This is a genomic window from Edaphocola flava, from assembly GCF_004118155.1.
Taxonomy (GTDB): Bacteria; Bacteroidota; Bacteroidia; order Chitinophagales; family Chitinophagaceae; genus Edaphocola; species Edaphocola flava.
In genome coordinates, this window is record NZ_SAIQ01000001.1 from 1,413,416 (window position 1) to 1,437,463 (window position 24,048).

General features: G+C 43.3%; 18 protein-coding genes. 9 read left to right on the plus strand and 9 right to left on the minus strand.

Annotation, left to right across the window (positions count from 1 at the left end; genetic code table 11):
- Window positions 1-12: 12 nt before the first annotated feature.
- The 4 genes from EMP01_RS06165 to EMP01_RS06180 all read right to left on the minus strand — a co-directional run bounded on the left by EMP01_RS06165 (window position 13) and on the right by EMP01_RS06180 (window position 5,796).
- Entirely contained in the window at window positions 13-612 is a 600-nt protein-coding gene (locus tag EMP01_RS06165) for a superoxide dismutase (RefSeq protein ID WP_129020587.1), read from the minus strand.
- Window positions 613-714: 102 nt separating this feature from the next.
- A complete protein-coding gene (gene gldG / locus EMP01_RS06170; protein WP_129020588.1) occupies window positions 715-2,448 on the minus strand; it encodes a gliding motility-associated ABC transporter substrate-binding protein GldG in 1,734 nt (577 codons plus the stop codon).
- A gap of 48 nt (window positions 2,449-2,496) precedes the next feature.
- Window positions 2,497-3,153, minus strand: coding sequence for a bifunctional nuclease family protein (locus EMP01_RS06175; protein WP_237559483.1), 657 nt, complete (start codon window positions 3,151-3,153; stop codon window positions 2,497-2,499).
- Window positions 3,154-3,222: 69 nt separating this feature from the next.
- Window positions 3,223-5,796, minus strand: a complete 2,574-nt coding sequence (locus tag EMP01_RS06180; RefSeq protein ID WP_129020589.1) for a DNA gyrase/topoisomerase IV subunit A — start codon at window positions 5,794-5,796, stop codon at window positions 3,223-3,225.
- A 140-nt stretch (window positions 5,797-5,936) separates the two neighbouring features.
- Here EMP01_RS06180 and EMP01_RS06185 point away from each other — a divergent pair, with 140 nt between their 5' ends.
- The 3 genes from EMP01_RS06185 (at window position 5,937) to EMP01_RS06195 (ending at window position 8,867) form a co-directional block, all read left to right on the plus strand.
- On the plus strand, window positions 5,937-7,619 hold the full coding sequence (locus tag EMP01_RS06185; RefSeq protein WP_129020590.1) for a S41 family peptidase: 1,683 nt from the start codon (window positions 5,937-5,939) through the stop codon (window positions 7,617-7,619).
- An 87-nt stretch (window positions 7,620-7,706) separates the two neighbouring features.
- Window positions 7,707-8,360 (plus strand): DUF5606 family protein, encoded by a 654-nt coding sequence (locus EMP01_RS06190; RefSeq protein WP_129020591.1) that lies wholly within the window; start codon window positions 7,707-7,709, stop codon window positions 8,358-8,360.
- A gap of 267 nt (window positions 8,361-8,627) precedes the next feature.
- Complete coding sequence (locus EMP01_RS06195) at window positions 8,628-8,867, plus strand: hypothetical protein (protein WP_129020592.1); 240 nt, start codon at window positions 8,628-8,630, stop codon at window positions 8,865-8,867.
- A gap of 42 nt (window positions 8,868-8,909) precedes the next feature.
- Here the strand turns inward: EMP01_RS06195 and EMP01_RS06200 are convergent, their stop codons facing one another.
- The 3 genes from EMP01_RS06200 to EMP01_RS06210 form a co-directional block, all read right to left on the minus strand.
- Complete coding sequence (locus EMP01_RS06200; protein ID WP_129020593.1) at window positions 8,910-9,701, minus strand: C40 family peptidase; 792 nt, start codon at window positions 9,699-9,701, stop codon at window positions 8,910-8,912.
- Window positions 9,702-9,766: 65 nt separating this feature from the next.
- Window positions 9,767-10,639: a uroporphyrinogen-III synthase gene (locus EMP01_RS06205; RefSeq protein ID WP_129020594.1), complete on the minus strand. Its 873-nt coding sequence runs from the start codon at window positions 10,637-10,639 to the stop codon at window positions 9,767-9,769.
- Window positions 10,640-10,716: 77 nt separating this feature from the next.
- The gene (locus EMP01_RS06210) at window positions 10,717-11,613 is read right to left on the minus strand and encodes a DUF4271 domain-containing protein (RefSeq protein WP_129020595.1); all 897 of its coding nucleotides are present in this window, start codon (window positions 11,611-11,613) and stop codon (window positions 10,717-10,719) included.
- Between the two features lie 160 nt (window positions 11,614-11,773).
- Here EMP01_RS06210 and EMP01_RS06215 point away from each other — a divergent pair, with 160 nt between their 5' ends.
- Together EMP01_RS06215 and EMP01_RS06220 are read left to right on the plus strand one after the other, a co-directional pair.
- Window positions 11,774-13,195, plus strand: a complete 1,422-nt coding sequence (locus tag EMP01_RS06215; protein WP_202615999.1) for a CCA tRNA nucleotidyltransferase — start codon at window positions 11,774-11,776, stop codon at window positions 13,193-13,195.
- Window positions 13,196-13,251: 56 nt separating this feature from the next.
- Window positions 13,252-13,842 carry an LURP-one-related/scramblase family protein gene (locus EMP01_RS06220; protein WP_129020596.1) on the plus strand — a complete coding sequence of 197 codons (591 nt, stop codon included), beginning with the start codon at window positions 13,252-13,254 and terminating at the stop codon, window positions 13,840-13,842.
- A 76-nt stretch (window positions 13,843-13,918) separates the two neighbouring features.
- Here the strand turns inward: EMP01_RS06220 and EMP01_RS06225 are convergent, their stop codons facing one another.
- Both EMP01_RS06225 and EMP01_RS06230 read right to left on the minus strand, forming a co-directional pair.
- Window positions 13,919-15,817: a porin family protein gene (locus EMP01_RS06225; protein WP_129020597.1), complete on the minus strand. Its 1,899-nt coding sequence runs from the start codon at window positions 15,815-15,817 to the stop codon at window positions 13,919-13,921.
- Window positions 15,818-15,822: 5 nt separating this feature from the next.
- Window positions 15,823-16,371 carry an RNA polymerase sigma factor gene (locus tag EMP01_RS06230; RefSeq protein WP_129020598.1) on the minus strand — a complete coding sequence of 183 codons (549 nt, stop codon included), beginning with the start codon at window positions 16,369-16,371 and terminating at the stop codon, window positions 15,823-15,825.
- A gap of 343 nt (window positions 16,372-16,714) precedes the next feature.
- Here EMP01_RS06230 and EMP01_RS06235 point away from each other — a divergent pair, with 343 nt between their 5' ends.
- The 4 genes from EMP01_RS06235 (at window position 16,715) to EMP01_RS06250 (ending at window position 23,612) form a co-directional block, all read left to right on the plus strand.
- Window positions 16,715-17,344 carry a hypothetical protein gene (locus EMP01_RS06235; protein ID WP_129020599.1) on the plus strand — a complete coding sequence of 210 codons (630 nt, stop codon included), beginning with the start codon at window positions 16,715-16,717 and terminating at the stop codon, window positions 17,342-17,344.
- A gap of 64 nt (window positions 17,345-17,408) precedes the next feature.
- Window positions 17,409-20,576, plus strand: coding sequence for a TonB-dependent receptor (locus tag EMP01_RS06240; RefSeq protein WP_129020600.1), 3,168 nt, complete (start codon window positions 17,409-17,411; stop codon window positions 20,574-20,576).
- A 92-nt stretch (window positions 20,577-20,668) separates the two neighbouring features.
- Entirely contained in the window at window positions 20,669-22,246 is a 1,578-nt protein-coding gene (locus tag EMP01_RS06245) for a calcineurin-like phosphoesterase C-terminal domain-containing protein (protein ID WP_129020601.1), read from the plus strand.
- A gap of 13 nt (window positions 22,247-22,259) precedes the next feature.
- Window positions 22,260-23,612, plus strand: coding sequence for an alkaline phosphatase family protein (locus EMP01_RS06250; RefSeq protein ID WP_129020602.1), 1,353 nt, complete (start codon window positions 22,260-22,262; stop codon window positions 23,610-23,612).
- Window positions 23,613-24,048: the final 436 nt, after the last annotated feature.

Genomic DNA, 24,048 nt, shown 5'->3' on the forward strand with positions numbered 1-24,048 from the left:
GTTGTAAATATATTACAGCGCAGCTTCGTAGCGTTTGCTTACTTCTGCCCAGTTGATTACATTCCAGATAGCAGACAGGTAATCAGGACGTTTGTTCTGATATTTCAGGTAGTAAGCATGTTCCCATACATCAATACCCAGTACCGGTGTACCTTTTACATCAGCAACATCCATCAGCGGATTGTCCTGGTTAGGAGTAGAGCTTACTTCCAGTTTACCGTCTTTTACGATCAGCCATGCCCAGCCACTACCGAAACGGGTAGCACCTGCAGTAGCCAGTTTTTCTTTCAGGGTATCCATACCGCCTAATTCAGCAATAGCAGCCGCTAATTTTTCAGAAGGCTGGCTACCGTTGTTGCTCAGGATTTCCCAGAACAGACTGTGATTATAGTGGCCACCACCGTTGTTACGTACAGCAGCAGGGTATTTAGAAATATTGGCCATCAGATCTTCCAGGGAAAGATCAGCAGCTTCAGTTCCTTCGATCGCTTTATTCAGGTTGTCAACATACGCTTTGTGGTGGCGATCATGGTGAATCTCCATAGTCGTAGCGTCGATATGCGGTTCTAAAGCATCGAATGCATATGGTAATGCAGGAAGTGTGTGTGCCATAATGTGTCTATTTATTTTTGTTTTTAAATTAATCTCTTTACAAATGTAGCTGTAAAATGCCTTTCCCTTTATTGATTAATAATATTTTAAGATTATCAAAACCTATTTGCCGGTATATTTACGCTTGCGGATAAAGGTATAAATCAATGCCAGTAAGCCTACCAGGATCACCGGTACGGCAATTGCAATCATCTGCCACTGGCTTCTCTCCGCCTCTATACGCTTAGGGTCCAGGATACGGTTTTCAAAAGATTTTTCTCTTGCCGCCAGCAGGTTCTGATCATCTACCAGGTAAGTCAACGCATTTTGCAGGAACGTAATATTATCGAATCGATAAGACTTATTGAAACGGTATACGCCCATATCCATCGGGCGCTGCTCTTCTTCAGATACTTCATTCAGAAGGATATCTGCATCGCTCAATACAATAATTTTACTGTTGGCAGGTGCAGCGGGCTTCAGGATAATATGGTTTGCCGCCATAAAGTTAGCCACTTCCTTACTATACTGTCCATTGAATGCTGAGGTAAAAGCCCCTTCCAGTAAGGTTGCTACAACTAAATTCTTTTTGGTGAAGGTTGCCGGATTCGACTCATCCAGTATGGTTTTGAACATAATAACAGCTGGCGCTCCTTCCGTTTTGGAATAGGCAGAAGTAGTCAGCAGGGCGGTCTTCTTAATATTATTATTGTTCTTATTAATGTCGATACTGCTGGCAAAACGGGCAAATACCCCATCCAGATTTTTGGAAATAGGATGCCCTTCTGCTCCTGGTTGTAAAATAGGAAAGTATGGCCAGGAGAACATTTTAGGCTGTGCCTGTCCTTCTGAATTGACTGGTATACCCGCATTAGAAGCGGCATCCAGCACCAGGTCATTATTGATGCGCACACCATAATGGAACAGCATATCATTCAGCTTCAGCTCTACAGGCATGGCCATAAAGGTCTCCTTCTTTCTGAAACTATCAATAGAGGCCTGCACAGGATCAATAGCAAAGATAACTTTACCACCGTTCATGATATACTGATCGATTTTGAACTGATCCAATTCTTCAAAAGCTTTGAACGGGCGATTGATGATAACCGCTTTATAATGCTTGGGATCTATCGCTACCTGACTTTGCAGGTTTACTGTATCCAGTCCGTATTGCGCACCGATGGTTGCAAAGAGGCTCGCAATTTCCGGGGTAAAAATTTCATCATTACCGGTAAGATAGGCTACAAAATCCTGCTGATCTTTCTGCAGGTTCATGATTGTATTTGCCAGGTTGTATTCAAGCAACATTTCTGATCTGCTCAGGATTGTTTTGGACAGAACCATAGAGTTGGTCTGCTGCAGAAATACAGGAGTAGCCCTTTCCGGAGCACCATTATCCGGTTTGTAGCGCACCAGTGCCCATGGGTAAACCATCTTCTGCTCCGAGCCACCGCCCTCACCGTTAATGGTTACCGGATAGCCGGTAATGTGGTAACGTGCCAGGGTGCCGATCACCGCCGTATCATCTCCCTCAGTAGGGTCAACAAAATCGTAAGTGATGCGCTGCCCGCTGTTATTACTGAAAGTTTTCAGCATCTCCTCCGTGCTTACAGACAGGTTCTTAAACGCTGCAGGAATCTTTTTTCCTTTCAGGAATACCGTGATATGGACTTTCCCTTTCAGCGATTTCAGGAACTGATGTGTAGCCTCTGTGGTAGAGTACTTTTTGTCTTTAGTCAGGTCCAGCTGAGCATACCAGCGGTATGCAGCGATGTTTACTATAATCAATAAAGCAATTACTCCGAGTAATCTGAAGAGTAATTGCTTTTTCTTGTTGTTTGATATATTATCAGACATACGAGATGTGTTCTTTAAATATAAAGGTGAATGTTCCGGAATCAATAACTAAGATCCTGCCCCGCGCGCGCGCAGTTCATCTCTGAACTGTATGGCCAGATCATAATCTTCATTATCCAGTGCTTTCTGCATCATTTCTTCCAGTTCTGCAATCGTATAATGGCTTAAGCTGGATTTTGGCATCGCCTTTTTCGGGGCTTCCTGTTCTGTCTTGCCTGTTGGCGCAGGAGTCGGTGTACTGCCGCTATCCGCTGCCTGAGACTCTGTGTTTTCTTCAGGTGTATCCGTTTGGTCTTCGTTAAATCCGGCTGCTTCGTTAAGGATGTTCTCGTAAGTATAAATCGGGCATCCGCAGCGTATTGCCAGGGCAATCGCATCAGATGTACGGGAATCAATTTCAATCACATCACCGTCGCGCTCACAGATCAGCAAAGCATAGAAAATGCCTTCAGACAACTTATAAATAATCACTTCCTGCAGGTCAATCTGGAAAGAAGCAAGTACGCTGGTCATCAGGTCGTGTGTCAGCGGACGTGCAGGTTTGATCTGCTCTAATGCCACCGCAATGGACTGTGCTTCGTAGCTTCCGATCACAATAGGGATACGCCTTAAACCACCTACCTCACCCAATACTACAGCATAAGACTGCAATTGCGTAACACTACTGGATAAGGCAACTATTTCTAATGGAATCTTATTCATCATAACAATTCTAATACATCAACAGCATTAGCCGGACGGTAAAGCTAATGAATTATTCAGTTTTTATTAAATTTAAAATAAAGTTGGGGCCGCATTTGCCTCTCCTTCATCATGGTGTTCTTCTTCCTGAGAAGCCTGCTCCGCTACAGGAGGATAACTGTCTTCAATTTGGATCAGATCATTGTCACAAAGTTTAACGCCGATGGTTTTCCAGCCGGTTATTTCTACCTGCTCTGCCGGTTTCCACTCTGTGCTCACAGCATCTGCTTTTTTCTTCCCGGCCCATACCAGTAAAGTAGGGTTAGGATGAACGGTTACAAATTTGAGATAGTTCTTATTGCCCTCTTTAATAAACAGGAACTTATTCTTTAAGGTTTGCGTTTCTATGCGGAAACGCTTAATGTTGAACTGTTTCTTATCGTTGTCAAAGTACACTGCGGTAATCGGATCCTGCGGCGACCATTTGTCTATAGCCAGGATAGAATCTGTTTCGTAGCGGTTGCTCAGGTCAAAGTCTGTCAGTTCATAATGTCCGTCTTTATAGAATACGATAATACGGTCTTCTGTATTAAAGCTGCCCAGCAGTCTGCCGTAGCCATCCGTATTCAGACGGCCCACCTGCTCGTCATACCAGATTTTAGGAGCCGATAAAGTGCTTCTTCCCTGCTCTTTAAATTTGATCTGGCGTACCGGGTACTTCGTTACCTGGTTACCCTGCGAGCTACGGCCTTTAATGGCCAGTTCTTCAAAATAAAAATCGAATGTTTTGATTCTGGCAGAGCTGCCCGGCGATAAAGTAATGCTTACCACTTCCGCTTCACCATTAGGGTTAGACGTAAAGTATACTACTTTGCTGCCTTTATTGCCTTTAGTCAGATCATATTCCTTGTCGCGGGTAATACCGGTTACATTGAATCTTTTGCCATAAACGATACCACTGATGCCATCCATGTACATCATGTTATACGTTGTACGTTCATCATTTTTACGGAATACATCTACATGCAGAATGTCTTTGCCCACAAAGGTTTTGTCGGCCATTTTTGTAATCTGCATAATACCGTCTCTGCGGAAGATAATGATATCATCCAGGTCAGAACAGTCACATACAAACTCGTCTTTCTTTAATGACGATCCGATAAATCCTTCCTTACGGTTTACATACAGTTTGGTATTGGCGATGGCCACTTTTGTGGCATGAATCGTATCAAATACTTTAATCTCCGTTTTGCGCTCTTTACCCTTTCCGTACTTCTTCAGCAGGTTTTCATAATAGGTAACCGCAAAATCAGTCAGGTGTTCAATATTGTGCAGCACCGTATTGATCTCCTCTTCCACATTTTTGATATGCTCATCCGCTTTGAAGCTGTCGAATTTAGATATACGTTTGATCTTGATCTCCGTCAGTCGGATAATATCTTCCTGTACAATCTCTCTTCTGAACATAGATTTGTAAGGAGCCAGACCTTTGTCGATGGCCTGCAGTACCCCTTCCCAGGTCGTTTCTTCCTCGATGTCGCGATAGATACGTTTTTCGATAAATATTTTCTCCAGAGAAGAATAATGCCAGTCATTTTCCAGTTCCCGGAGCTTAATCTCCAGTTCCTTTTTCAGCAACTCCTTCGTCAATTCTACAGAACGTCGCAGCAGATCAGATACTCCTACAAAGTGAGGTTTATCATTGATGATGATACAGGCATTCGGAGAGATAGAAATCTGGCAATCGGTAAAGGCATACAGTGCATCAATCGTCTGATCTATAGATACACCTTGTGCCAGTTGCACGACCAGTTCTACTACCGCAGCAGTATTGTCCGTTACACTCTTGATCTTGATTTTTCCCTTTTCATTGGCTTTCAGAATACTCTCAATCAGTCCGGAGGTGGTTACTCCATAAGGAACATCACGGATGGCTATACTTTTCTTATCTATCTCTTCTATACGGGCACGCACCAGTACCTTACCACCACGCATACCATCATTATAATTGCTGATGTCTGCCATACCTTCGGTAAGAAAGTCGGGATATAGCGTAAAGGGTTTGCCCTTCAGGTGCTTGATAGAAGCGTCGATCAGCTCTATAAAGTTGTGGGGTAATATTTTGGTAGACAGACCCACTGCGATACCATCTGCACCCTGTGAGAGTAGCAGTGGAAACTTCATGGGTAGTGTGGTCGGTTCATTCTTACGGCCGTCGTAACTCAATTGCCATTCCGTAGTTTTAGCATTAAAAGCCACATCCAGTGCAAATTTGGTCAGTCTTGCCTCAATATAACGGGCTGCCGCTGCACGGTCACCCGTACGCACATCTCCCCAGTTACCCTGCGTTTCAATCATGAGGTCCTTCTGCCCCAGGTTGGTAATGGCATCTCCGATACTGGCATCACCATGCGGGTGATACTGCATCGTCTGCCCTATGATGTTGGCCACCTTATTAAAACGGCCATCATCCATTTCTTTCATAGCATGCAGGATACGGCGTTGCACCGGCTTAAGCCCGTCCTCTACCGCAGGTACTGCACGCTCCAGTATTACATAACTTGCATATTCTAAAAACCAGCTCTGATACATTTTGTCAATCGAGGCGGCATTTTCTTCATGCGGCACCTCTTGTGACTGCTCTTCCGGTAATTCCATTTCACTCATTACGATCAGTATAAATTTAGATTGCGAAAATAATCAAAATCGGGCAGAAATCCGGCCCCGTTAAACCCATCCTAATTTAAGTATTTACCTATGCTAATCAATTAAAATCCTTAATTTGCTGTTTCAAAACCATAATTACTATGTATTGGAGCAGGAAAATAGCCCTAAGCCTGAGCCTGTGCGGCTTCAGCATGGGTGCTTTTGCACAGTTCAACAACGATGAGGCAGATAAATTCTTTGAAATCTCTAAAAATCTGGAGATCTATACGAATGTGTTAAAGGAGTTAAATACCTTTTACGTTGATCCCATCAACCCCGGGAAAATGACCAAAACGGGACTGGATGCAATGTTGAACGAACTGGATCCTTATACCAATTTCATCACCGAAGCCGAGGCAGAGGAGTTTGAAATGCAGTTTAACGGAAAATACGGAGGGGTAGGTACCACCGTAAAAATCGATTCTACCGAAAACATAATTGTGGAAGCCATAAGACAAGGCAGTCCCATTGATAAAGCCGGTGTAAAGCCAGGCGATATCATTATTTCTATAGATGGCAATGCCGTAAAGGGTAAAAAGGACGAAGAGGTTGGCTTATTGCTTAAGGGAGCACCCGGCACTAAACTTACTATGGTACTGCAGAATCCGGTAACGAAAAAGCAGTTTACCAAAGAAGTAACACGTGAGGAAATTACGATTCCCGCTATCCCTTATTATGGCTTTGTAGATAAAGACAAACAGATCGGCTATGTGCTGCTCTCTCAGTTTACACCAAACTGTGGCCGCGAAGTGCGTAATGCACTGGATACCCTTAAAGCGCAGGCCAATGGCGGGCTTAAGGGTGTTGTACTGGACCTGAGAGGCAATCCCGGAGGGCTGGTTACGGAAGCAGTTAATATCTGTAACCTTTTTGTGGAAAAAGGAAAGATGATCGTAAGTACCAAGGCCAAACACCAGGAGTGGAGTAAAGAATACAGTGCTACCAATGAGCCCTGGGATGTAAATATACCGCTGGCTGTGCTGATCAACGGCAATTCTGCATCTGCATCCGAGATCGTATCCGGTGCCCTGCAGGACCTGGATCGTGCAGTCATTATCGGAAGCAAAAGCTTCGGTAAAGGCCTGGTACAGGTAGTGCGCCCGGTAGGCTATAACTCACGCCTGAAAGTAACTACAGCCAAGTACTACATTCCTTCCGGACGTTGTATACAGGCATTGGATTACACCCACCGTAACGAAGATGGTACCGTAGCTGCTGTGCCGGATTCCTTAAAGAAAGCCTTTAAAACAAACCTGGGCAGAGTGGTATATGACGGCGGCGGCATTGAGCCCGATGTAAAGATCGAAAGCGAATATTACAGCATACTGTCTGCACAGCTGATGAAGGATGATTATATCTTCAACTATGTAACAGACTATTATTACAGTCATCCTACCATTGCACCGGCAAAGGAATATCGCTTCTCTGATGCAGATTATACTGACTTTCAGTCCTGGCTGGTTAAGCGTAAGTTTAAATACGAAACCCGTAATGAGTATATCCTGAGTGCAATGAAGAAAAATGCGGAAGAGGAAAAGAACTTTGACGGCATTAAAAATGAGTACAATACTTTGCTGGCAAAGATCGAAGCAGAAAAGAAACAGGACTTTATCAAAAACAAATCGGAATTGCAGGAATTGCTGTCCTCTGAAGTGGTATCCCGTTACTATTATCAGAAAGGGCAGATCGAGAATCAGCTGAATAATTATAACGCTGCGCTGAAAAAAGCAGTAGAGTTATTAACCACCAATACAGCGGAGTATAAAAAAGTATTAAAAAAATAAAATAAATGTAAACCGTGCATAGGGCATGATATTTAAAAAAAATGCCCTAAATTCGCACCCTCAAATCTTTATATTAAACATTTCAAAATGGAATATAGACAAATTGTAGCAGTAACCGGCTTGACAGGACTATATCAATTAGTAAGTACAAAGAACGATGGTGCTTTGGTACGCAGCTTGGCAGATAAAAGTATCAAATTTGTATCTTCAAGATTACACCAGATCACTCCTTTAGAGAGTATTGAAATCTATACTTACAGTGACAATGTTCGTCTGCACAACGTGTTAGAGAGCATGAAAGAAAATGATGCTGCTATCACTGAGCTGGTATCCGGTAAAAAGGCTGCTGCAAATGATATTAGAGCATACTTTGCTACAGTATTGCCTGACTTCGATCAGGAGCGCGTATATACCAGTGATATCAAAAAAATCATGAAATGGTATGAGCTGCTGAAAGCAAACGATTTACTGAACTTCGAAATATACAACCAACAAATGGCTGATATGGATGAAGCGGTAATGGAAGAAGATGCTGCTGAAGAAGAAGCACCTAAGAAAGCCGCTAAGAAGGCAGTTGCGAAAGAAGAAGGTGAAGAAAAACCAGCTAAGAAAGCAGCTAAGAAGGCAGTTGCGAAAGAAGAAGGTGAAGAAAAACCTGCTAAGAAAGCCGCTAAAAAAGCCGTTGCGAAAGAAGAAGGTGAAGAAAAACCTAAGAAAGCCGCTAAAAAGAAAGAAGATTAATTATTTCGCTTATAGCCATAAAAAAACGGAGCATCGTAAAAGATGCTCCGTTTTTTTTATTGCTACTACTTTCAACTCGCATGTAGGCAACTATTTTATTCGTCCTTTTGTCCGGCAACAAAAGGACCAAAAATGCCTTTGTTTTCATCAAGGCGATTGCGTTGCACCACCATTTTGTACCGTTGCGTGCATTGATCGTTTGAGCTTAACGTATAATGCAATCGGTGCTCAACGATCGCAGCTCCAACCAAAATTGCTATCGCTGTGATGAAAACAACAAGCGATCTGTACGGTACAGATCGCCTAAAATGGCCTTATAAATCCGGCGTTAATAAAATCATTGGCTCGGTCGATAGAGTTGCAAAGCACTGTCTGAGCGCAGCGTTCTGGATTGTGACAGACCGACGCATTGATTTAGCCAGGGATTTATACAGCCTTGATTTTTTGGCGCTACCTTTTGCATCAAGGCAAAAGGTAGCAAATTCTAAATGGAAAATAAAGGAATAATGTAAGTCTTGTTTCCTGCAAGCGGATTCTCAGTATACTTATTTAAGCAGGAAGTATTCGTTTTATAATGCGCAGCTGATGTGTACGCTTTTTATGTTTAACACTAATGATGCCGCCATTATCTATGGCATCAACGACAACACCGCCGGCAATCTCTGTAGCATGTATAATCGTATTACTGTCCAGCAGCAGGCCTACATGATCAATGAAACCTTCTGCGTTATCGAAAAAAGCCAGGTCGCCACATTGCGCTTCCTGTAAGAATCCTACAGATTCTCCTACTTCTGATTGCTGTCTGGAATTACGGGGTATACGGATGTTCATCATTTTGTATACCATCTGTGTGAGGCCGGAGCAATCAATGCCCATGATCGAGCGGCCGCCCCATTGGTAAGGTGCGCCGTAATACTCCATAGCAGCAGCACGTATGGCAGCAGGATCGCTTGTCAGTTGTGCAACAGCTTTCTTCTTTCCCCTGAACTTAAGTGCAGATTGGTCCAGCCATTCGAAAGAACGTCTTTTTAAGGCAAAAAGATCGGATCCAGGAGAGAGTAGAATATTTCCGGAAGGTCCGGTCAGTTTATCACTTGTTGAGGTATTGACAAACTTATTCGGCTTACGGTAAGCTTTCAGTTCGATCAGCTGCATTTGCCCGGCAGACACCCAGCCTTCATAGTGGTCCCAGTCACACACAATATACATCCAGTTACCTTCCCGGCGCATGACTTCTGCACGCTCTCCGAATAATAGCTGGGATATGATAGGCGCATGATGAGAAGCCTCCGTCCTTAAAGGAGCCGCGGGTACTGCACAAACGACATAAGAAAAAATCATAGACTGATCTTACTGTGTTAAAAGAAAAAAGTGCAATAATCAATTATTGCACTCCTTGTATTCGATTATTTATTGTTTTGCTCGGCAAGGAATCGGTCCAGTGCTGCTACCATAGAAGGGGCACTAGGGACAGGTGCTTTGATTCTGACCTCAAGGCCCACATCTTCCAGTGCTTTCTGGGTGGTGCCTCCAAATCCGCCAAAGACAATGCCATTTTGTTTAAAGTCAGGATGCACACTCAGAATGGCTTCTACGCCAAATGGACTGAACAGGATCATCGCATCATATTCAGTGCCTGTCTTCAGTATAGTCTCCATATCATTCGGTACCGTTCTGTACAATACCGCTTCTACAAATTGATACTTATTTTTGACCAGGCTTGGAGAGATATCATTCTTGGTGTTTTCCGATACAGGGATCAGGAATTTTTCCGTATCCTTATATTTAGCCAGCACATCCATCAAACCATCTACAGAACCATCGGCAGAGAAGAATACTTTACGCTTACGGTACAGGATAAATTTCTGCAGGTACAGGGCGATCGCTTCTGTGATACAGAAATAACGCATTTCCTGCGATACTTTGAATTTCATCTCTTCGCAGATACGAAAGAAGTGGTCTACGGCATTGCGGCTGTTCAGGATTACTGCGTTGTATTCAGATAACTCTATTTTTTGCTTTCTGAATTCTTTTGCAGAGAACGGCTCCAGTTTAATGAACTGGTGGAAAGTGAGCTTTACATTATACTTACGCTCCAGATCGTAGTACGGAGATTTTTCACTCTCCGGCCTCGGTTGGGAGACAAGTATGCGCTCTACTTTTTTTACAGCAACTTTCTTTGCAGCAGCCTTCTTTGGTGATTCGGGCTTGTTGTCTGCTGAAGTAGCCTTCTTAGCAACAACTGCTTTAGGGGTTGCAGATTTAGTAGCTTTTGCCATTTTCAGAGTTTATAAGTATAAACTAATTATTTATATTTAACGCAAACTATAACGATCAGATACCGGGTATTATTACGCTATACTAAAGTATTGTAAGTAAGTTTGACCAGGATCGCTAAAGGCAATAATTCCGAGGCGCAAAAGTACATAAAAAAATGGAATTTGCTATATTGGAAAAATGAGCCTAATGAGCTCCATGATCGGGTATAGCGATTGATGAGCAGAATACCGGTGAGCATACAGGCTACAGCTAGTATTAAACGCAACCAGGACCCTTGTCCGAAAGCCAGTATAATAGCAAAAGGGAGTAATACGACAGATAAAATTTTATTGATCAGGAATACATTATAGGTATATGCTTCCGTAACCTGGTCTATTTTAAATACCCAGCCTACAAACTTTAATAATAAATACTTAATGAGGTATATACAGCCGACCATCAGTATAAGGCCGCACAGCACCATATTAGCGCTGTAGCTTGATTCCTGGATAATATTACTTTGTGTAAATAATACGGCATACAGGAAGAAGCCTATGGAAATGCTGAAGAAAATATTCATGGCTGCATTGGCCTGCACATTTTGCTCAATCTGCTCTCTGAGCTGGCGTTTATTCATCATCGGGCTCATAAAGGCATTGTACAGGTGCCTGAAATAAGTAGGAAAGATGAGTCGCAGTATGCCTAGTACAAACAGCAGCAGCAAGACCAGGTAGAAGCTGGTTGTCTTGTTCACAAAATGATGCGCTTTCTGTACCTGGTTGATGACCGTAACCTGCTTACCCAGCATCGGATGCCCGGCAAAGTAGCTGTAAAAGGCAGAATCAGCTTTGACACGCACTACACTATCCGGGATGTTATACCCGTAAAGCGTTATTGCATGGACATCTGCACAATATAATAAACCCGTAAGGATCAGCAGCGGTAATAATATATATATGTATCGATTGTTCTGAAACAATTTCCCTGAAAACATTTTTTTAAGTTGCTGTACAAAAGTAAAGTTTTAATCTATACGGTGAGTGTATCTTACAGATTAAGGATTGTAAAATCCGGAGCTGTCAAATGCATACAAATGATTAACCCTTAAGACATTTGCTTTGCATATCTTTGCCAGCATAATTTAATTGTACATTTTGGAGATAAAGTATACCAGGGAAGAGCAGTTCATTATGGACGTGGTGGCTGATGCCGCTGCTCAGGCCGGAGTGTCGGCTTACCTGATCGGGGGCTTTGTGCGGGATAAGATCCTGGGCAGGGCTACCAAAGATATTGATGTGGTTTGTGATGGTGATGGTATCGAACTGGCACATGCTGTTGCCGGGTTGTTGCCCAATCGTCCTAAGGTTGCCTTTTTTAAAAATTTCGGCACAGCGCAACTGATCATAAAAGGAATAGAAGTAGAATTTGTAGGCGCACGGAAAGAGTCTTACCGTGCCCATTCCCGCAATCCGGATGTCAGCCCGGGTACATTGGAAGATGATCAGAAAAGAAGAGATTTTACGATAAATGCGCTGGCCATCAGTTTGAACCGAGAGGACAAAGGCCGGCTGATAGATCCGTTTGACGGCTTGCTGGATATGGAAGATAAGATTATCCGTACCCCATTGTTGCCGGATCAGACGTTTAGCGACGATCCCTTGCGTATGATGCGGGCTATTCGTTTTGCCACGCAGCTGCAGTTTCATATTGATGTAGCCTGCTTTGACAGCATCAAATCCCAGAAGGACCGGATTAAAATCATCTCCAAAGAGCGTATTGCCGATGAGCTGAACAAGATCATGATGAGTGCCAAACCCTCAATCGGTTTTGATCTGCTGTTCCGAAGCGGATTGCTGGATATTATATTGCCACAGCTGGCAGCCTTATCCGGTACGGAGTATGTAGATAATAAAGGCCATAAAGATAACTTTTATCACTCCATACAGGTGCTGGATAATATAGTGCCGCATACAGATAATTTATGGCTGAGATGGGCCGCATTACTGCATGATATTGGTAAAGCCCCGACAAAGAAATATGAAAAAGGTCATGGCTGGACCTTTCACGGGCATGAAGTTGTGAGTGGCAGAATGATACCAAAGGTATTTGGTAATCTTAAGTTGCCCATGAATGAAAAAATGGAGTATACCCGTAAGATTATCGAGTTGCACCACCGGCCGGTCGCCCTTACCAAAGAGAATATTACGGATTCTGCCATCCGCAGACTACTGTTTGATGCAGGAGATGATATTGATGACCTTATGACTTTGTGTGAGGCAGATATCACCTCTAAGAATGCACAAAAAGTAAAACGATACCTGGAGAATTTTGAGATCGTAAGAGAAAAACTGAAAGAAGTAGAGGCGAATGACCAGATTCGTAACTGGCAGCCTCCGATCAGTGGAGAAGAGATCATGGAGACCTTCGGACTGGAACCTTCCCGCACAGTAGGCATCATAAAGACTGCTATCCGTGAAGGAATCCTGGACGGACATATCCCGAACAACTATGAAGGAGCGAAAGCATTTATGATTGCATTCGCCCGACAGGAGTTAAACCTGGAGCCCCGGAACTAAAGCCGGCAACTACCCCTAAGTATAAAAACCTCTATTTTAACCTTTAAATAAAATCTATGTTATTTAAATTCTTTGAATCTGACAGCTACTTTATTGACGAGAAGGTAAACTTTCTCAAGTTCGAAAATGAGTACAAGATTTATGATGATCATGCAATCCAGATTGGCATGGTAAAACAAAAACTGAGCGGCGGCCAGAAAGCATTGCGCTTATTGCTGAACAAAGCCATGCTGCCGTTTCACCTGGAGATCCAGAACCACCAGGGCGAAGTACAGTCCAGCATCAGACGCGGTTGGACTTTCTTCATGTCTAAAATCTCCGTATTTGACGGGAATGAAAACCTGGTCGGAACTATTCAGCAAAAGTTCAAACTGTTCAAACCTACCTTTAAAATCTTTGACCCGCAGGGTATGCAGATCGCAGAAATAAACGGGGATTGGAAAGCCTGGAACTTTGCTATTAAAGATGCCTCAGGAAACCAGATCGGTTCAGTAAATAAGAAATGGGCTGGTATTGCAAAAGAATTCTTTACGACCGCAGATAAGTATAATGTAAGCATCGACCAGTCTTATCCGGAAGATAATAATAAAATACTGATTCTCTCCAGCGCGATCACCATCGATATGGTTTTGAAAGAAGCTAAGTAAGTTTATTAATAAGATAAAAAGTAAAGGAGTGCCAGACGGCACTCCTTTTTTTCGCTATGAAAGGGTTTATGGCGAATTATTTTCGGTCACTCATCATATAGATGACCTTATCTTTTTTACCCAGGAAGTAGAACAGGGAGAACTGTACATTAGGGTATTGGTATAATTGTGTAGACAGCTGAGAAGTCTTACTTACGTTTGTCCATAAATTATGGCTTATACGCATATCCAGGCTTATGTTTTTCGACAGATCATAAACTATACCTGCAGTATAACCCAGTCCCATGCGGGAACGGAAGTCCTGCTGATTGATCTTGCCGCTGCCAGATACCAGTGCTGTTTCAGACAGTACCGTTTTCGCAGCTTCCATATCCTTGTTCAGGATAGAAGTATACTTAACCGGTGAGAAGTAAGTGGCTTGTAATCCTCCGAAAACAGAGAACTTGCTCAACTGATATCTTAACGTAACCGGAATCTCAAAGCTGTTGATATTATCTAACTGATAGCTGTTTTGTTTGTTATATTCGGTAGCACTGTACATCGTTTGACCATTAACTACAGTACTGGTTTGGTTTTCGTATGATTTAAAAGATTCCAGGATATTCTGAGGCAGTAAACCCTGGTGGCTGTATTTCAGCTCTGCACCTAAGGTCAGGCGCTCTTTTAATTCATAATAACCACCGATACTGAAATGATAACCGGTAGGCATATAAGTGCTCAGGGTAGAGTTCATACCTATGGCAGCACTGAAGTAATAAGGTTTTTCCATGCTCAGGTAATTGCTCAGCACATCATAGAAATGCTTGGCAAAGCTACCTTTCTGAGCTGTAGTGCTGGCCACTTTATATTCGCTTAAAGGCGCTACACTTACATTAGACTCTGTAACAGAAACCGTATTATTACTACTTAAGCTTGGTGCCAGGATAGAAGCAGCTCTTGCTTTAACAAAGATGCCCGTGTTTCTGCTGGTAATCGCCAGCAGCTCCATTTTATCCTGAGGGTTCAACGGGGCTAAAAATTTGCGGGTAACCCGTACATTTTTAACCGTGTCCATTACAACGCCGGTAACTTTCTGTCCTTTATCATCTTTGATCAGGTGACGTACCGCGTGAATTTCATTTACCGTTTTAGATTGTTCTTTATACCACTCGTTTTGCTGAGTCAGTACAAATTTCTGTGTACTACCTGGTACTACTGCAGCATATTGCGTATCAGCAGCCTGTTTCGGAGTGTAAAGACTTTTATCAATAGTAGCCATTGCTTTCTCAGCAGCAGTTGTATTGAAATCTGTTTGTCCGGCAGCGGCCTGCTGTGGTAATCCGGCAAGATTTTGAGTAATCTGATCATTCACCGCCAGGGCCTGCTGTTGCTGGGCAGCGGCCTGGTTGCGTTGCTTACGGGAACCATGTCCTTTAGCAGGCTGTGCAGTAGCATTGCTATGTTGCACAGACGCAGTTCCTGCAATACCGGCTACACTATGGTTGCCAGATTGAGGGGGATTATGTTCAGCATTACTATGATTGGCGCTGGTATTGCTTCTGTTGCTCCGGTTGCCGGTAACAGCAGCATGATCTGCAGATGCAGCAGCGTTTACCTGTGCCGCATCAGATGATGTAGCAGCTACTGATGCAGATGACGCCGTTCCGTTCTGGGAAACACTATTGTGATCTCCTGTTACAGAGGACGCATTTCCTGTGCCGGAGGCAGGGCTTCCCTGCTCCGTACTGGTCTCGCTGAACAACACTGGTCTGCTCTGGTTATACTGCCAGGTAACCGCAGTAGTACCTATACCCAGCGTAAGCAGGGCCAGGGCCACATAACGGTTCAGGCTACCACCGGCCAAACCTCCGCCCGTAGTACCTGCAGACTCCAGCAGATGCTGCATATTGCCCCAGGCGCCGGGAGGAATGCGCTCCTCACGATCCGGCTTACCCTTGAACAGGTCGTCTACCTTTATAAATTCGTTATTACTCACAGCAATTATTTTTTTAAATGTAAACCTTGCTTTTCTATTTTTTCCTTTAATATTTTCCTTGCTTCAGAAAGATACCATTTAGAGGTCCCTTCACTGATGCCAATGTGTTTTGATATTTCTTTATGGGACAGATCTTCAAAAACATACATGTTAAAGACCACGCGTGCGGTCTCGGGAAGACTGTATACCAGTTTCATCAGATCGTCATAGTACATATTACTGGCAGCATCCTTCAGCACAAATTCATCCTTCTCTACCAGCAGTACATTATCACTATACTTTACCTGCGATTTTGCAAAATCCGATACAGAGTGGAACACAATTTTGCGTAGCCATCCCTCAAAAGATCCTTTAAAACCATAGCTGCCCATCTTTTGGAAAGCACGTAAAAAACCATTATTCAATATCTCCTCAGCCAGCTCAGAAGCCGGAAAATATCTGCGGACCATACCCATCATTTTAGGGTAGAATAGCTCATATAACTTCGCCTGTGCGCCGCGCTCATTGCGCACACAACCAGTTATTAACGCTTCCAGTTCGCTTGTACTTGTCAACACGTTATGATATGCCAAAGAAAATGACAATGTATTTAGATATTATTTGCTTGATTATAAAGACAGTGGGCCTTTATAAATAGGTTGGTAAATATAATCTTTTTTACATAAATATTGTTTTTGGTACTATGAGCCGAATACCAATGGTGATAATTATTTCGCATAATCTGCAAATTATCAATTATTTAAAGACCATTTAACCAATTGATAACAATTATTCCTTATTAATTGAAAATTGTTATATCAACATTAAAACATGGTTAATATCCGCTTTCATAATGATAATAGTACGCTAACAGCCTGTTAATCTAGTGATACTAATTTCGCGGAAAATTCACAGTATATGATTAAGCTCATGAAAATAATGTCCCATAAGCTGGTGCAAATATTTGCCGGCATTGCTTTCATCAGCATGACCTCTATGACCGCTGAAGCCGGCAAAGGACATGTATTGATTATAACTGCTGCCGATAATATAAAGTCCAATCATTATTATGATGACTATATCGCTAAAGAAATGGGCGTTTCTGTAGATAGTCTCGACTATTATTTCAATGGTTCCGTAACCCGCCACCTGCAAAGCTTGCATGAAGGCGCGTTAGAATATACTTTGTTGTCGGAGAACGACCAGCCCGCAGTGAAAGAAGATATAGAAATATCCGGAGAGGCTGAGGGTTCCGTTGCCTCTGTAGATAAAATGAGCCTGGAAGAATACCACTCCCTGCTGGAAAAAAACCATACAGAATTCTTACTGGTCATCAACCAGCATTACCTGAAGAAGATGGAGTCCGGTACGATGAACACTGTGTTTCACATTGTAAGCTATACCTTATTTGATAAAGACAAGAAACAGCTGAATACCTCCAGCCTGTATTACTCCACCATAAAACTGGACAAGCCCAACAAAATGGAATCTCAGTTGAAGAAGACCGCTGCAAAGATGGCTTCCAAACTGGAGAAAGTAGTTTCCTGAGGCTGGTCCGGGACCGATCCCGCATACTTCACTAACTATATAAACTTTTAAATTTTAACAGTCAATGATCGAAAGATTTACAAAAGCATCAGTGTTGCTGGCAGCAGCGACACTGACAGCCACCACTATGGTATATGCCCAGGGGAATGAGGCTATCGTATCTGGTGTCGTAAAGGATGAAAACAAAGGAACGGTTATAGGGGCGCAGGTAGTAGTGAAGAATGAATCGACCGGTTTTACCGCATCTACCGTAACCAACGAGAGCGGTAAATACATCTTCAAGCAATTGCCCCTTGGAGATAACTACACCATTACGGTTTCTGTAATGGGCCAGGGCGAACAAAAGAAAACCGGCTATGTCCTGAACCAGGGCGATCAGCTGGTGGTGAACTTTGACATGCAGACCACCTCCTCAGAACTGAAAGAGGTTGCTGTTGTTGCGAATTCACTGAGAAAATCGATCAACACTTTAGGCGCATCTACTTCAGTATCTGCAAAGGATCTGACACAGCTGCCGGTAAATGGTCGTAACTTCAACTCCCTTATCGATCTGTCTCCGCTGAGCAGCGGAAGCAGCCTGGGTGGTCAGTTGGCGTCTTCTACCAACTACACTATCGATGGGATGAATGCAAGAGGTACCATCGCAGGTGGTTCTACTTCCGGAGCATATTCTATCTCCATGGAAGCGATCCGTGAGTTTAAAATCATTACCAATGAATATGATGTAACCAACGGTCGTGCCGGTGGTGGTACGATCAGTACAGTGACCAAATCCGGTACCAATACCCTGCACGGTAGTGTATTCGGTTATGGAAGAACAGACTGGCTGTCCAGCCCTTATGATATCCGTGGTAATAAAAGAGTAAATGACTTCTCTACATACCAGTATGGTTTCTCCCTGGGTGGACCGATCCTCAAAGATCGCGCACACTTCTTCATCGTATGGGATAGACAGCAGGATGCCCGTCCGCTGAACATTGCTAATATCCGTACCTCGTCCGATGTCGCAGCATTCAACGTAACGCAGCAGACACTGGATAATTATATGGACATCGCCCGCTCCAAATACGGCGTATCCGACAATCCACAATTCGGTTCTTTCGATAAGCGTAAGACTACAGATGCGGTATTTGCCCGTGTAGACTGGCAGATCAACTCCCGCAACCTGCTTACCTTCCGTAACAATTTTGTATACGAGTTCGATAATCAGTCAGAAGGTGATAACTCCGGTATCAACCTGTTTGAATCTTACATCAACCGTAAGAGAGTAGATAACAGTTTAATGGCTTCATTACGTACACAGGTAAATCCTAAAGTGACCAATGAGCTGAAAGCACAATACTTCATTCAGCAGGAAGATGTACTGACGAATGATAAAGAATTACCGGTAGCCAATATCCCGCGTGGCATCGTGGAGAATGTAGAATCTATCGACGAAAACGGTAAAAAATACTTTAACTCTATACAGCTCGGCGGCCAGCGCTTTGCGCCGGAGTGGTTTAAAGGAAGTACAGTACAACTGGTAGATAATGTATACTACAATACAGAAAAGGTAAAATATACCTTCGGTATTGACCTGATGTACTATCGCATGAATTCGCGTTATGGTAGTGAGATGAACGGTCGTTTTTACTTTACCGGTATGGATAATTTCAACAACATGACACCTTACCGTTATGCCCGTGAAATCTATCTGAACGAAGATCAGGCTAACCAGGTACATCAGTTAACCTCCGGTGCATATGCACAGCTGGAAACCCGCCTGGCAAAAGGCCTGGACTTCATGGCTGGCGTGCGTCTGGATAATACACAATACCTGAATGGTGCCAACTATAATGAGGTAGCCGACAGAACATTAGGCATCCGCACCGATCAGAAAATCAATACCCTGCAGGTACAGCCACGCATCCAGTTTACCTGGGATGTAAATGAGAAGCGTAAAGACATCGTGCGTTTCGGTGCCGGTATCTTCGGTTCTGCATTGAATCCATATTCTATGATCAACAATATGCTGTTTGACGGTACGAAAGTTGCTTCTGTAGACATTACCGGAAGCCTTGTGCCGACACCTGATTTTCCTGGATACAGAAACAATCCTGCAACAGCTCCAGGTACCGATCTTTTCAATATTCCGGGTGTACAAAAACTGATCACCATCAATGCGAATAGTAAGGATGCAAAAGTACCAACACTATATAAGACAAACCTTTCCTATAACCACTTCTTCAGCGATAAATTACGCGTAGGTGTTACTGCATATGCAAGCTGGGCACGTAATAACTATATGTATGTAGACCGCAATATGGTCGACAATCCATACTTCACTATCGAAGAAGAAGCCAACAGAGGTGTATATGTACCGGCAAGCACCATTAACCCATCAAACGGTGCTACGAACTGGGTAAATGGTCGTAAGACTACAGAACTGGGGCGTGTACTGGAGCTGGTAAGCGATGGTAAAAAAGATCAGTATGCAGTAGTATTAGACGCAACATGGCGCTACTGGAGAGATGGTCAGCTGACCGCTTCTTACACCTGGAATGATTCTAAAGATAATACTTCCTACAACGGTAACGTGGCCAATACGGCAACTCTGGATCTGATGGTCGCTTCCGATCCGCGTGATCTGTCTAAAATGACTTATTCAAATAACCAGTTCCGTCACAAAGCAGTATTCTACGCTTCTACACCAAGTATTAAAGGATTCTCAGCAGGTATACGTTTCTCTGGTATCGGCGGTACCCGCTACTCCCTTGCGGTGAGTGGTAATATGAATGGTGACTTCGTTTCTTCTAATGACCTGGCTTACGTTTACGACCCGAACAGTCCGTCTACACCTCAGTATCTGAAAGATGGTATCAATGCGATACTGAATAATCCGGATGCAGAGCAGTCTGTAAAAGATTATATCCGTAACAGTTTCGGAAAAATTGCAGAGCGTAATGGCGGTATCAATGGCTTCTATGGTGTATTTGACCTGAGAGTGGCCAAGCGTTTCAACATTAACCGCCAGCATGGTATCGAACTGACCCTGGACATATTTAACGTAGCCAATATGCTGAATAAAGACTGGGCAGTAAAAAGAGATCTGGGTAAACAGAATATCTACACGATCAAAAACTTCAACCCGACCGCACAGAACTATACGTACAATGTGCGCACAACAACAGGCGTATCGAGCTATAGCGGAACTCCGTTCCAGTGCCAGTTAGGTCTGAGATATAGCTTCTAAACTAGATCGGATAGTATACAATAAATTTTATTCTCAAGGCATACCCGAATCCCGGATTGCGGGTATGCCTTTTTTAAATTAATGATCATAAGATGAAATTGCATTCACTCCTTTATACAGTAAGTGCGATGCTGTTGAGCAGCGCCGCGATTGCCCAGCATACAACCGTTTCCGGCTTTGTTTTTGAAGATAAGAACAATAACGGTACTAAAGAATCCACTGAGAAAGGCTTGGCAAATGTTGCCGTATCAAATGGTAAAGATGTAGTACTGACCGATGCCAAAGGACAGTACACCCTTAATATAGCTAATGACAATATTATTTTTGTCATTAAGCCAACCGGATATAAAGTGCCGCTGGATGAGTATAATCTTCCTAAAAGCTATGCACTGCATAAGCCGCAGGGCACACCGGCTCATTTTAAATTCAAAGGCGCGCAGCAAAGTATAGATGCGCAACGCAGTCTGGACTTCGGTTTGGTGGCACAGAAAGAGGCAAATGACTTTGCAGTATATGTTTTCGGAGATCCGCAGCCTTATACCATGGAGGAGATCCAGTATTTCGATAAAGCGATTATCCAGGAAGCGAAGAGCAATAATAGAATTGCATTCGGAATAAGTATGGGTGATCTGGTAGGAGACAACCTGGATCTGCACACACCGTATAAAGAGGTCATCAAAAAAATGGATATGCCCTGGTATAATGTTATGGGCAACCATGATATGAACTACGATGCAGCATCCGATTCTTTGTCAGATGAGACATTCGAAAAAAACTTCGGTCCGGCCAACTATGCATTCAACTATGGCAATGCCCACTTCATTGTGCTGGACGATATTTTATATCCCGACCCAAGAGATGGCAAAGGCTACTGGGGCGGTTTCAGACCCGATCAGCTGGCTTTCATCAAAAATGACCTGCAGCATGTATCTAAAGACAAGCTGATTGTATTGAATTTCCATATTCCTTTACTGATTACCGGAGAAGATGAGTTTATTCATCAGGATCGTCAGGCCCTGTTCGACCTGCTGGAAGGCTACGAAAATGTACTAGCGATATCTGCACATACCCATCTGCAAAGACATAATTTCTATTCCATCGCAGATGGCTGGAGAAACAGGAAGCCTTTGCATGAATATAATGTGGGTACCACATCAGGCGACTGGTATTCCGGTAGAATAAATGAACAAGGGGTACCCGCTTCTACAATGAGAGATGGAACACCTAAAGGATATGCCGTAATGCAGGTAAAGAACAATACCTATACACTGGATTACAAAGTAGCCGGAGCACCACAGGATTATCAGATCAATATCTATGCCCCGAAAGTACTGGCAAAAGATAAGCGTACCTCAGCATCCATATTCGCCAACTTCTTTATGGGAACTGCAACTGATAAGGTGTACTGCAGAATCGATAACGGAGACTGGAAACCTATGAAATATGTTGTGGATGTAGACCCTTCCTTCCAGGCCATTAATATGCAGTATGATCAGTCACCTGTCCTGCTGGATGGCAGAAGACCAAGCATGCCCGAGGCATCAACCCATTTATGGATGGTGAATATACCTACCAAGCTCATAGCGGGGGAGCATACTATTGAAGTAAAGGCAACCGACATGTTCGGTAAAACATACACCCAAAAGAGCACTTACAAAATCGTTGAATAAAAATATTAAATTCATGAACAAGATATTCGGATTGCTGACCGCCTGCTTATTCGGCGCTACGGCATTACAGGCAGCAGAAAACAATCACGTCATCCTTATTTCAATTGACGGGCTGCGTCCAGAGTTTTACAAAGAAACTTCGTGGCCTACAACCCACATTCGTCAGGCATTAAAGCAGGGCAGTTATGCCGATGGGGTTACCGGTGTATTTCCTACCGTAACTTATCCATCCCATACGGCAATGATTACCGGAGTAAAGCCATTAAAGCATGGTATATATTATAATACACCTCCGGAACCATTAGGTGTTACTGGTAAGTGGAATTGGTTTTATGATAGTATCCGTGTGCCCACCTTATTCACAGCTGCTAAAGCACAGGGGCTTAGCACCGCTTCTTTCTTCTGGCCGGTTTCTGTTGGCATGCCTGCAGATTATACCGTTCCGGAGTACTGGTATCTGCCAAAAGCCAAAGGAGAAAAGAGAGATATGAAACATGCCCTTTCCGATATGGCCTACCCGAAAGGCTTCTTTCAGGAATTAGAGGACAATGCTATTGGTAAAGTAGATGAGATCGACTTCGATGGCGATTTCCTGAGTATGGATGACCTGACTACAAAAATGGCCTGTTATACCATCAGAAAATATAAGCCAAACTTTCTGACCCTGCATTTGGTTACTGTAGATCACTTCCAGCATGAGCAAGGCCGTAACGGAGATAAGGTACAGGCATCTCTTGCTGCCGTGGACCACGCTATTATGCAGTTGATGGAGGCTGTTGAAAAAGCAGGCATCAAAGAACACACAACATTTATCATTACCGGTGATCATGGTTTTGTGGATATTCATACCTCAATCAATCCGAATGTATGGCTGGCGCAGGCAGGTCTATATGATCCTAAGCACCCGGAGCACTGGAAAGCATATTTTCACGCTTCAGGAGCATCAGCATTCTTATTGCTGAAAGATAAGAAAGACACTAAAACCCTGAAGATGGTAAATGAGCTTCTGGCTAAACTGCCGGAGGATCAGAAAAAGCTGTTCGCCGTAAAAGATCGTACCAACCTGGATCAGGTAGGAGCAAGCGGAGAATCATTCTTAGCCTTAGCACCAGTAAAGGGCTATACTTTTGGTAACAGTGCAGAAGGAGATGTCCTGAAAAAAGCGAAAGGCGGTACACATGGGTTCTATCCCGATTTTAAAGAAATCCAGACCGGCTTTATGGCATTTGGCTATGGCATCAGACCAGGAGTAGTGATTCCGGAAATGAGTCTTACAGATGTTGCACCGATCATCGCTAGGTTATTACATATTCCCTTCCCATCTGCGGAAGGTAAGATACCGGCTAATTTGCTCATTGTGGAATAAGAGTAATTAGCTGTGGCTGTTATCTTGCATACTTATATAACAGCACTAAGCGGGCAGGATTTAACTCCTGTCCGCTTATTTTATCACATTCCCTCCCTTTTCTCTCTTTTTTACTTATATTTTAAAGAATATGTGTGGTCTGTAATGTATGCTGGTATTGTGTTATGATGAAAATATGCCAAGTAATGCGGGATTAAAATAGTAAAAAGATTTGTTCAGGAATTAATAAGGATCTATCTTTGCACTCCCTTACGGAAACGGGGGTTGCTCTTAAGATTGAATGGGAAGTGAGGCTGGTATTGTGTTTGAGGTATTTTTGGAGGTTTGTTAGCGGACTGAAGGGAATAAAAAAAAACTTCAAAAAAGATTTGGTTTTTATAAAAAGGTTATCTACCTTTGCACTCCCAACGAAACGGCGGTCGGCGCACGATAGGAG

Bases quoted from the DNA above. Each gene is read 5' to 3' on its own strand.
- EMP01_RS06165 (WP_129020587.1), bottom strand. From the start codon at position 612: ATGGCACACACACTTCCTGCATTACCATATGCATTCGATGCTTTAGAA.
- gldG (WP_129020588.1), bottom strand. From the start codon at position 2,448: ATGTCTGATAATATATCAAACAACAAGAAAAAGCAATTACTCTTCAGA.
- EMP01_RS06175 (WP_237559483.1), bottom strand. From the start codon at position 3,153: ATGATGAATAAGATTCCATTAGAAATAGTTGCCTTATCCAGTAGTGTT.
- EMP01_RS06180 (WP_129020589.1), bottom strand. From the start codon at position 5,796: ATGAGTGAAATGGAATTACCGGAAGAGCAGTCACAAGAGGTGCCGCAT.
- EMP01_RS06185 (WP_129020590.1), top strand. From the start codon at position 5,937: ATGTATTGGAGCAGGAAAATAGCCCTAAGCCTGAGCCTGTGCGGCTTC.
- EMP01_RS06190 (WP_129020591.1), top strand. From the start codon at position 7,707: ATGGAATATAGACAAATTGTAGCAGTAACCGGCTTGACAGGACTATAT.
- EMP01_RS06195 (WP_129020592.1), top strand. From the start codon at position 8,628: ATGAAAACAACAAGCGATCTGTACGGTACAGATCGCCTAAAATGGCCT.
- EMP01_RS06200 (WP_129020593.1), bottom strand. From the start codon at position 9,701: ATGATTTTTTCTTATGTCGTTTGTGCAGTACCCGCGGCTCCTTTAAGG.
- EMP01_RS06205 (WP_129020594.1), bottom strand. From the start codon at position 10,639: ATGGCAAAAGCTACTAAATCTGCAACCCCTAAAGCAGTTGTTGCTAAG.
- EMP01_RS06210 (WP_129020595.1), bottom strand. From the start codon at position 11,613: ATGTTTTCAGGGAAATTGTTTCAGAACAATCGATACATATATATATTA.
- EMP01_RS06220 (WP_129020596.1), top strand. From the start codon at position 13,252: ATGTTATTTAAATTCTTTGAATCTGACAGCTACTTTATTGACGAGAAG.
- EMP01_RS06235 (WP_129020599.1), top strand. From the start codon at position 16,715: ATGATTAAGCTCATGAAAATAATGTCCCATAAGCTGGTGCAAATATTT.
- EMP01_RS06240 (WP_129020600.1), top strand. From the start codon at position 17,409: ATGATCGAAAGATTTACAAAAGCATCAGTGTTGCTGGCAGCAGCGACA.
- EMP01_RS06245 (WP_129020601.1), top strand. From the start codon at position 20,669: ATGAAATTGCATTCACTCCTTTATACAGTAAGTGCGATGCTGTTGAGC.
- EMP01_RS06250 (WP_129020602.1), top strand. From the start codon at position 22,260: ATGAACAAGATATTCGGATTGCTGACCGCCTGCTTATTCGGCGCTACG.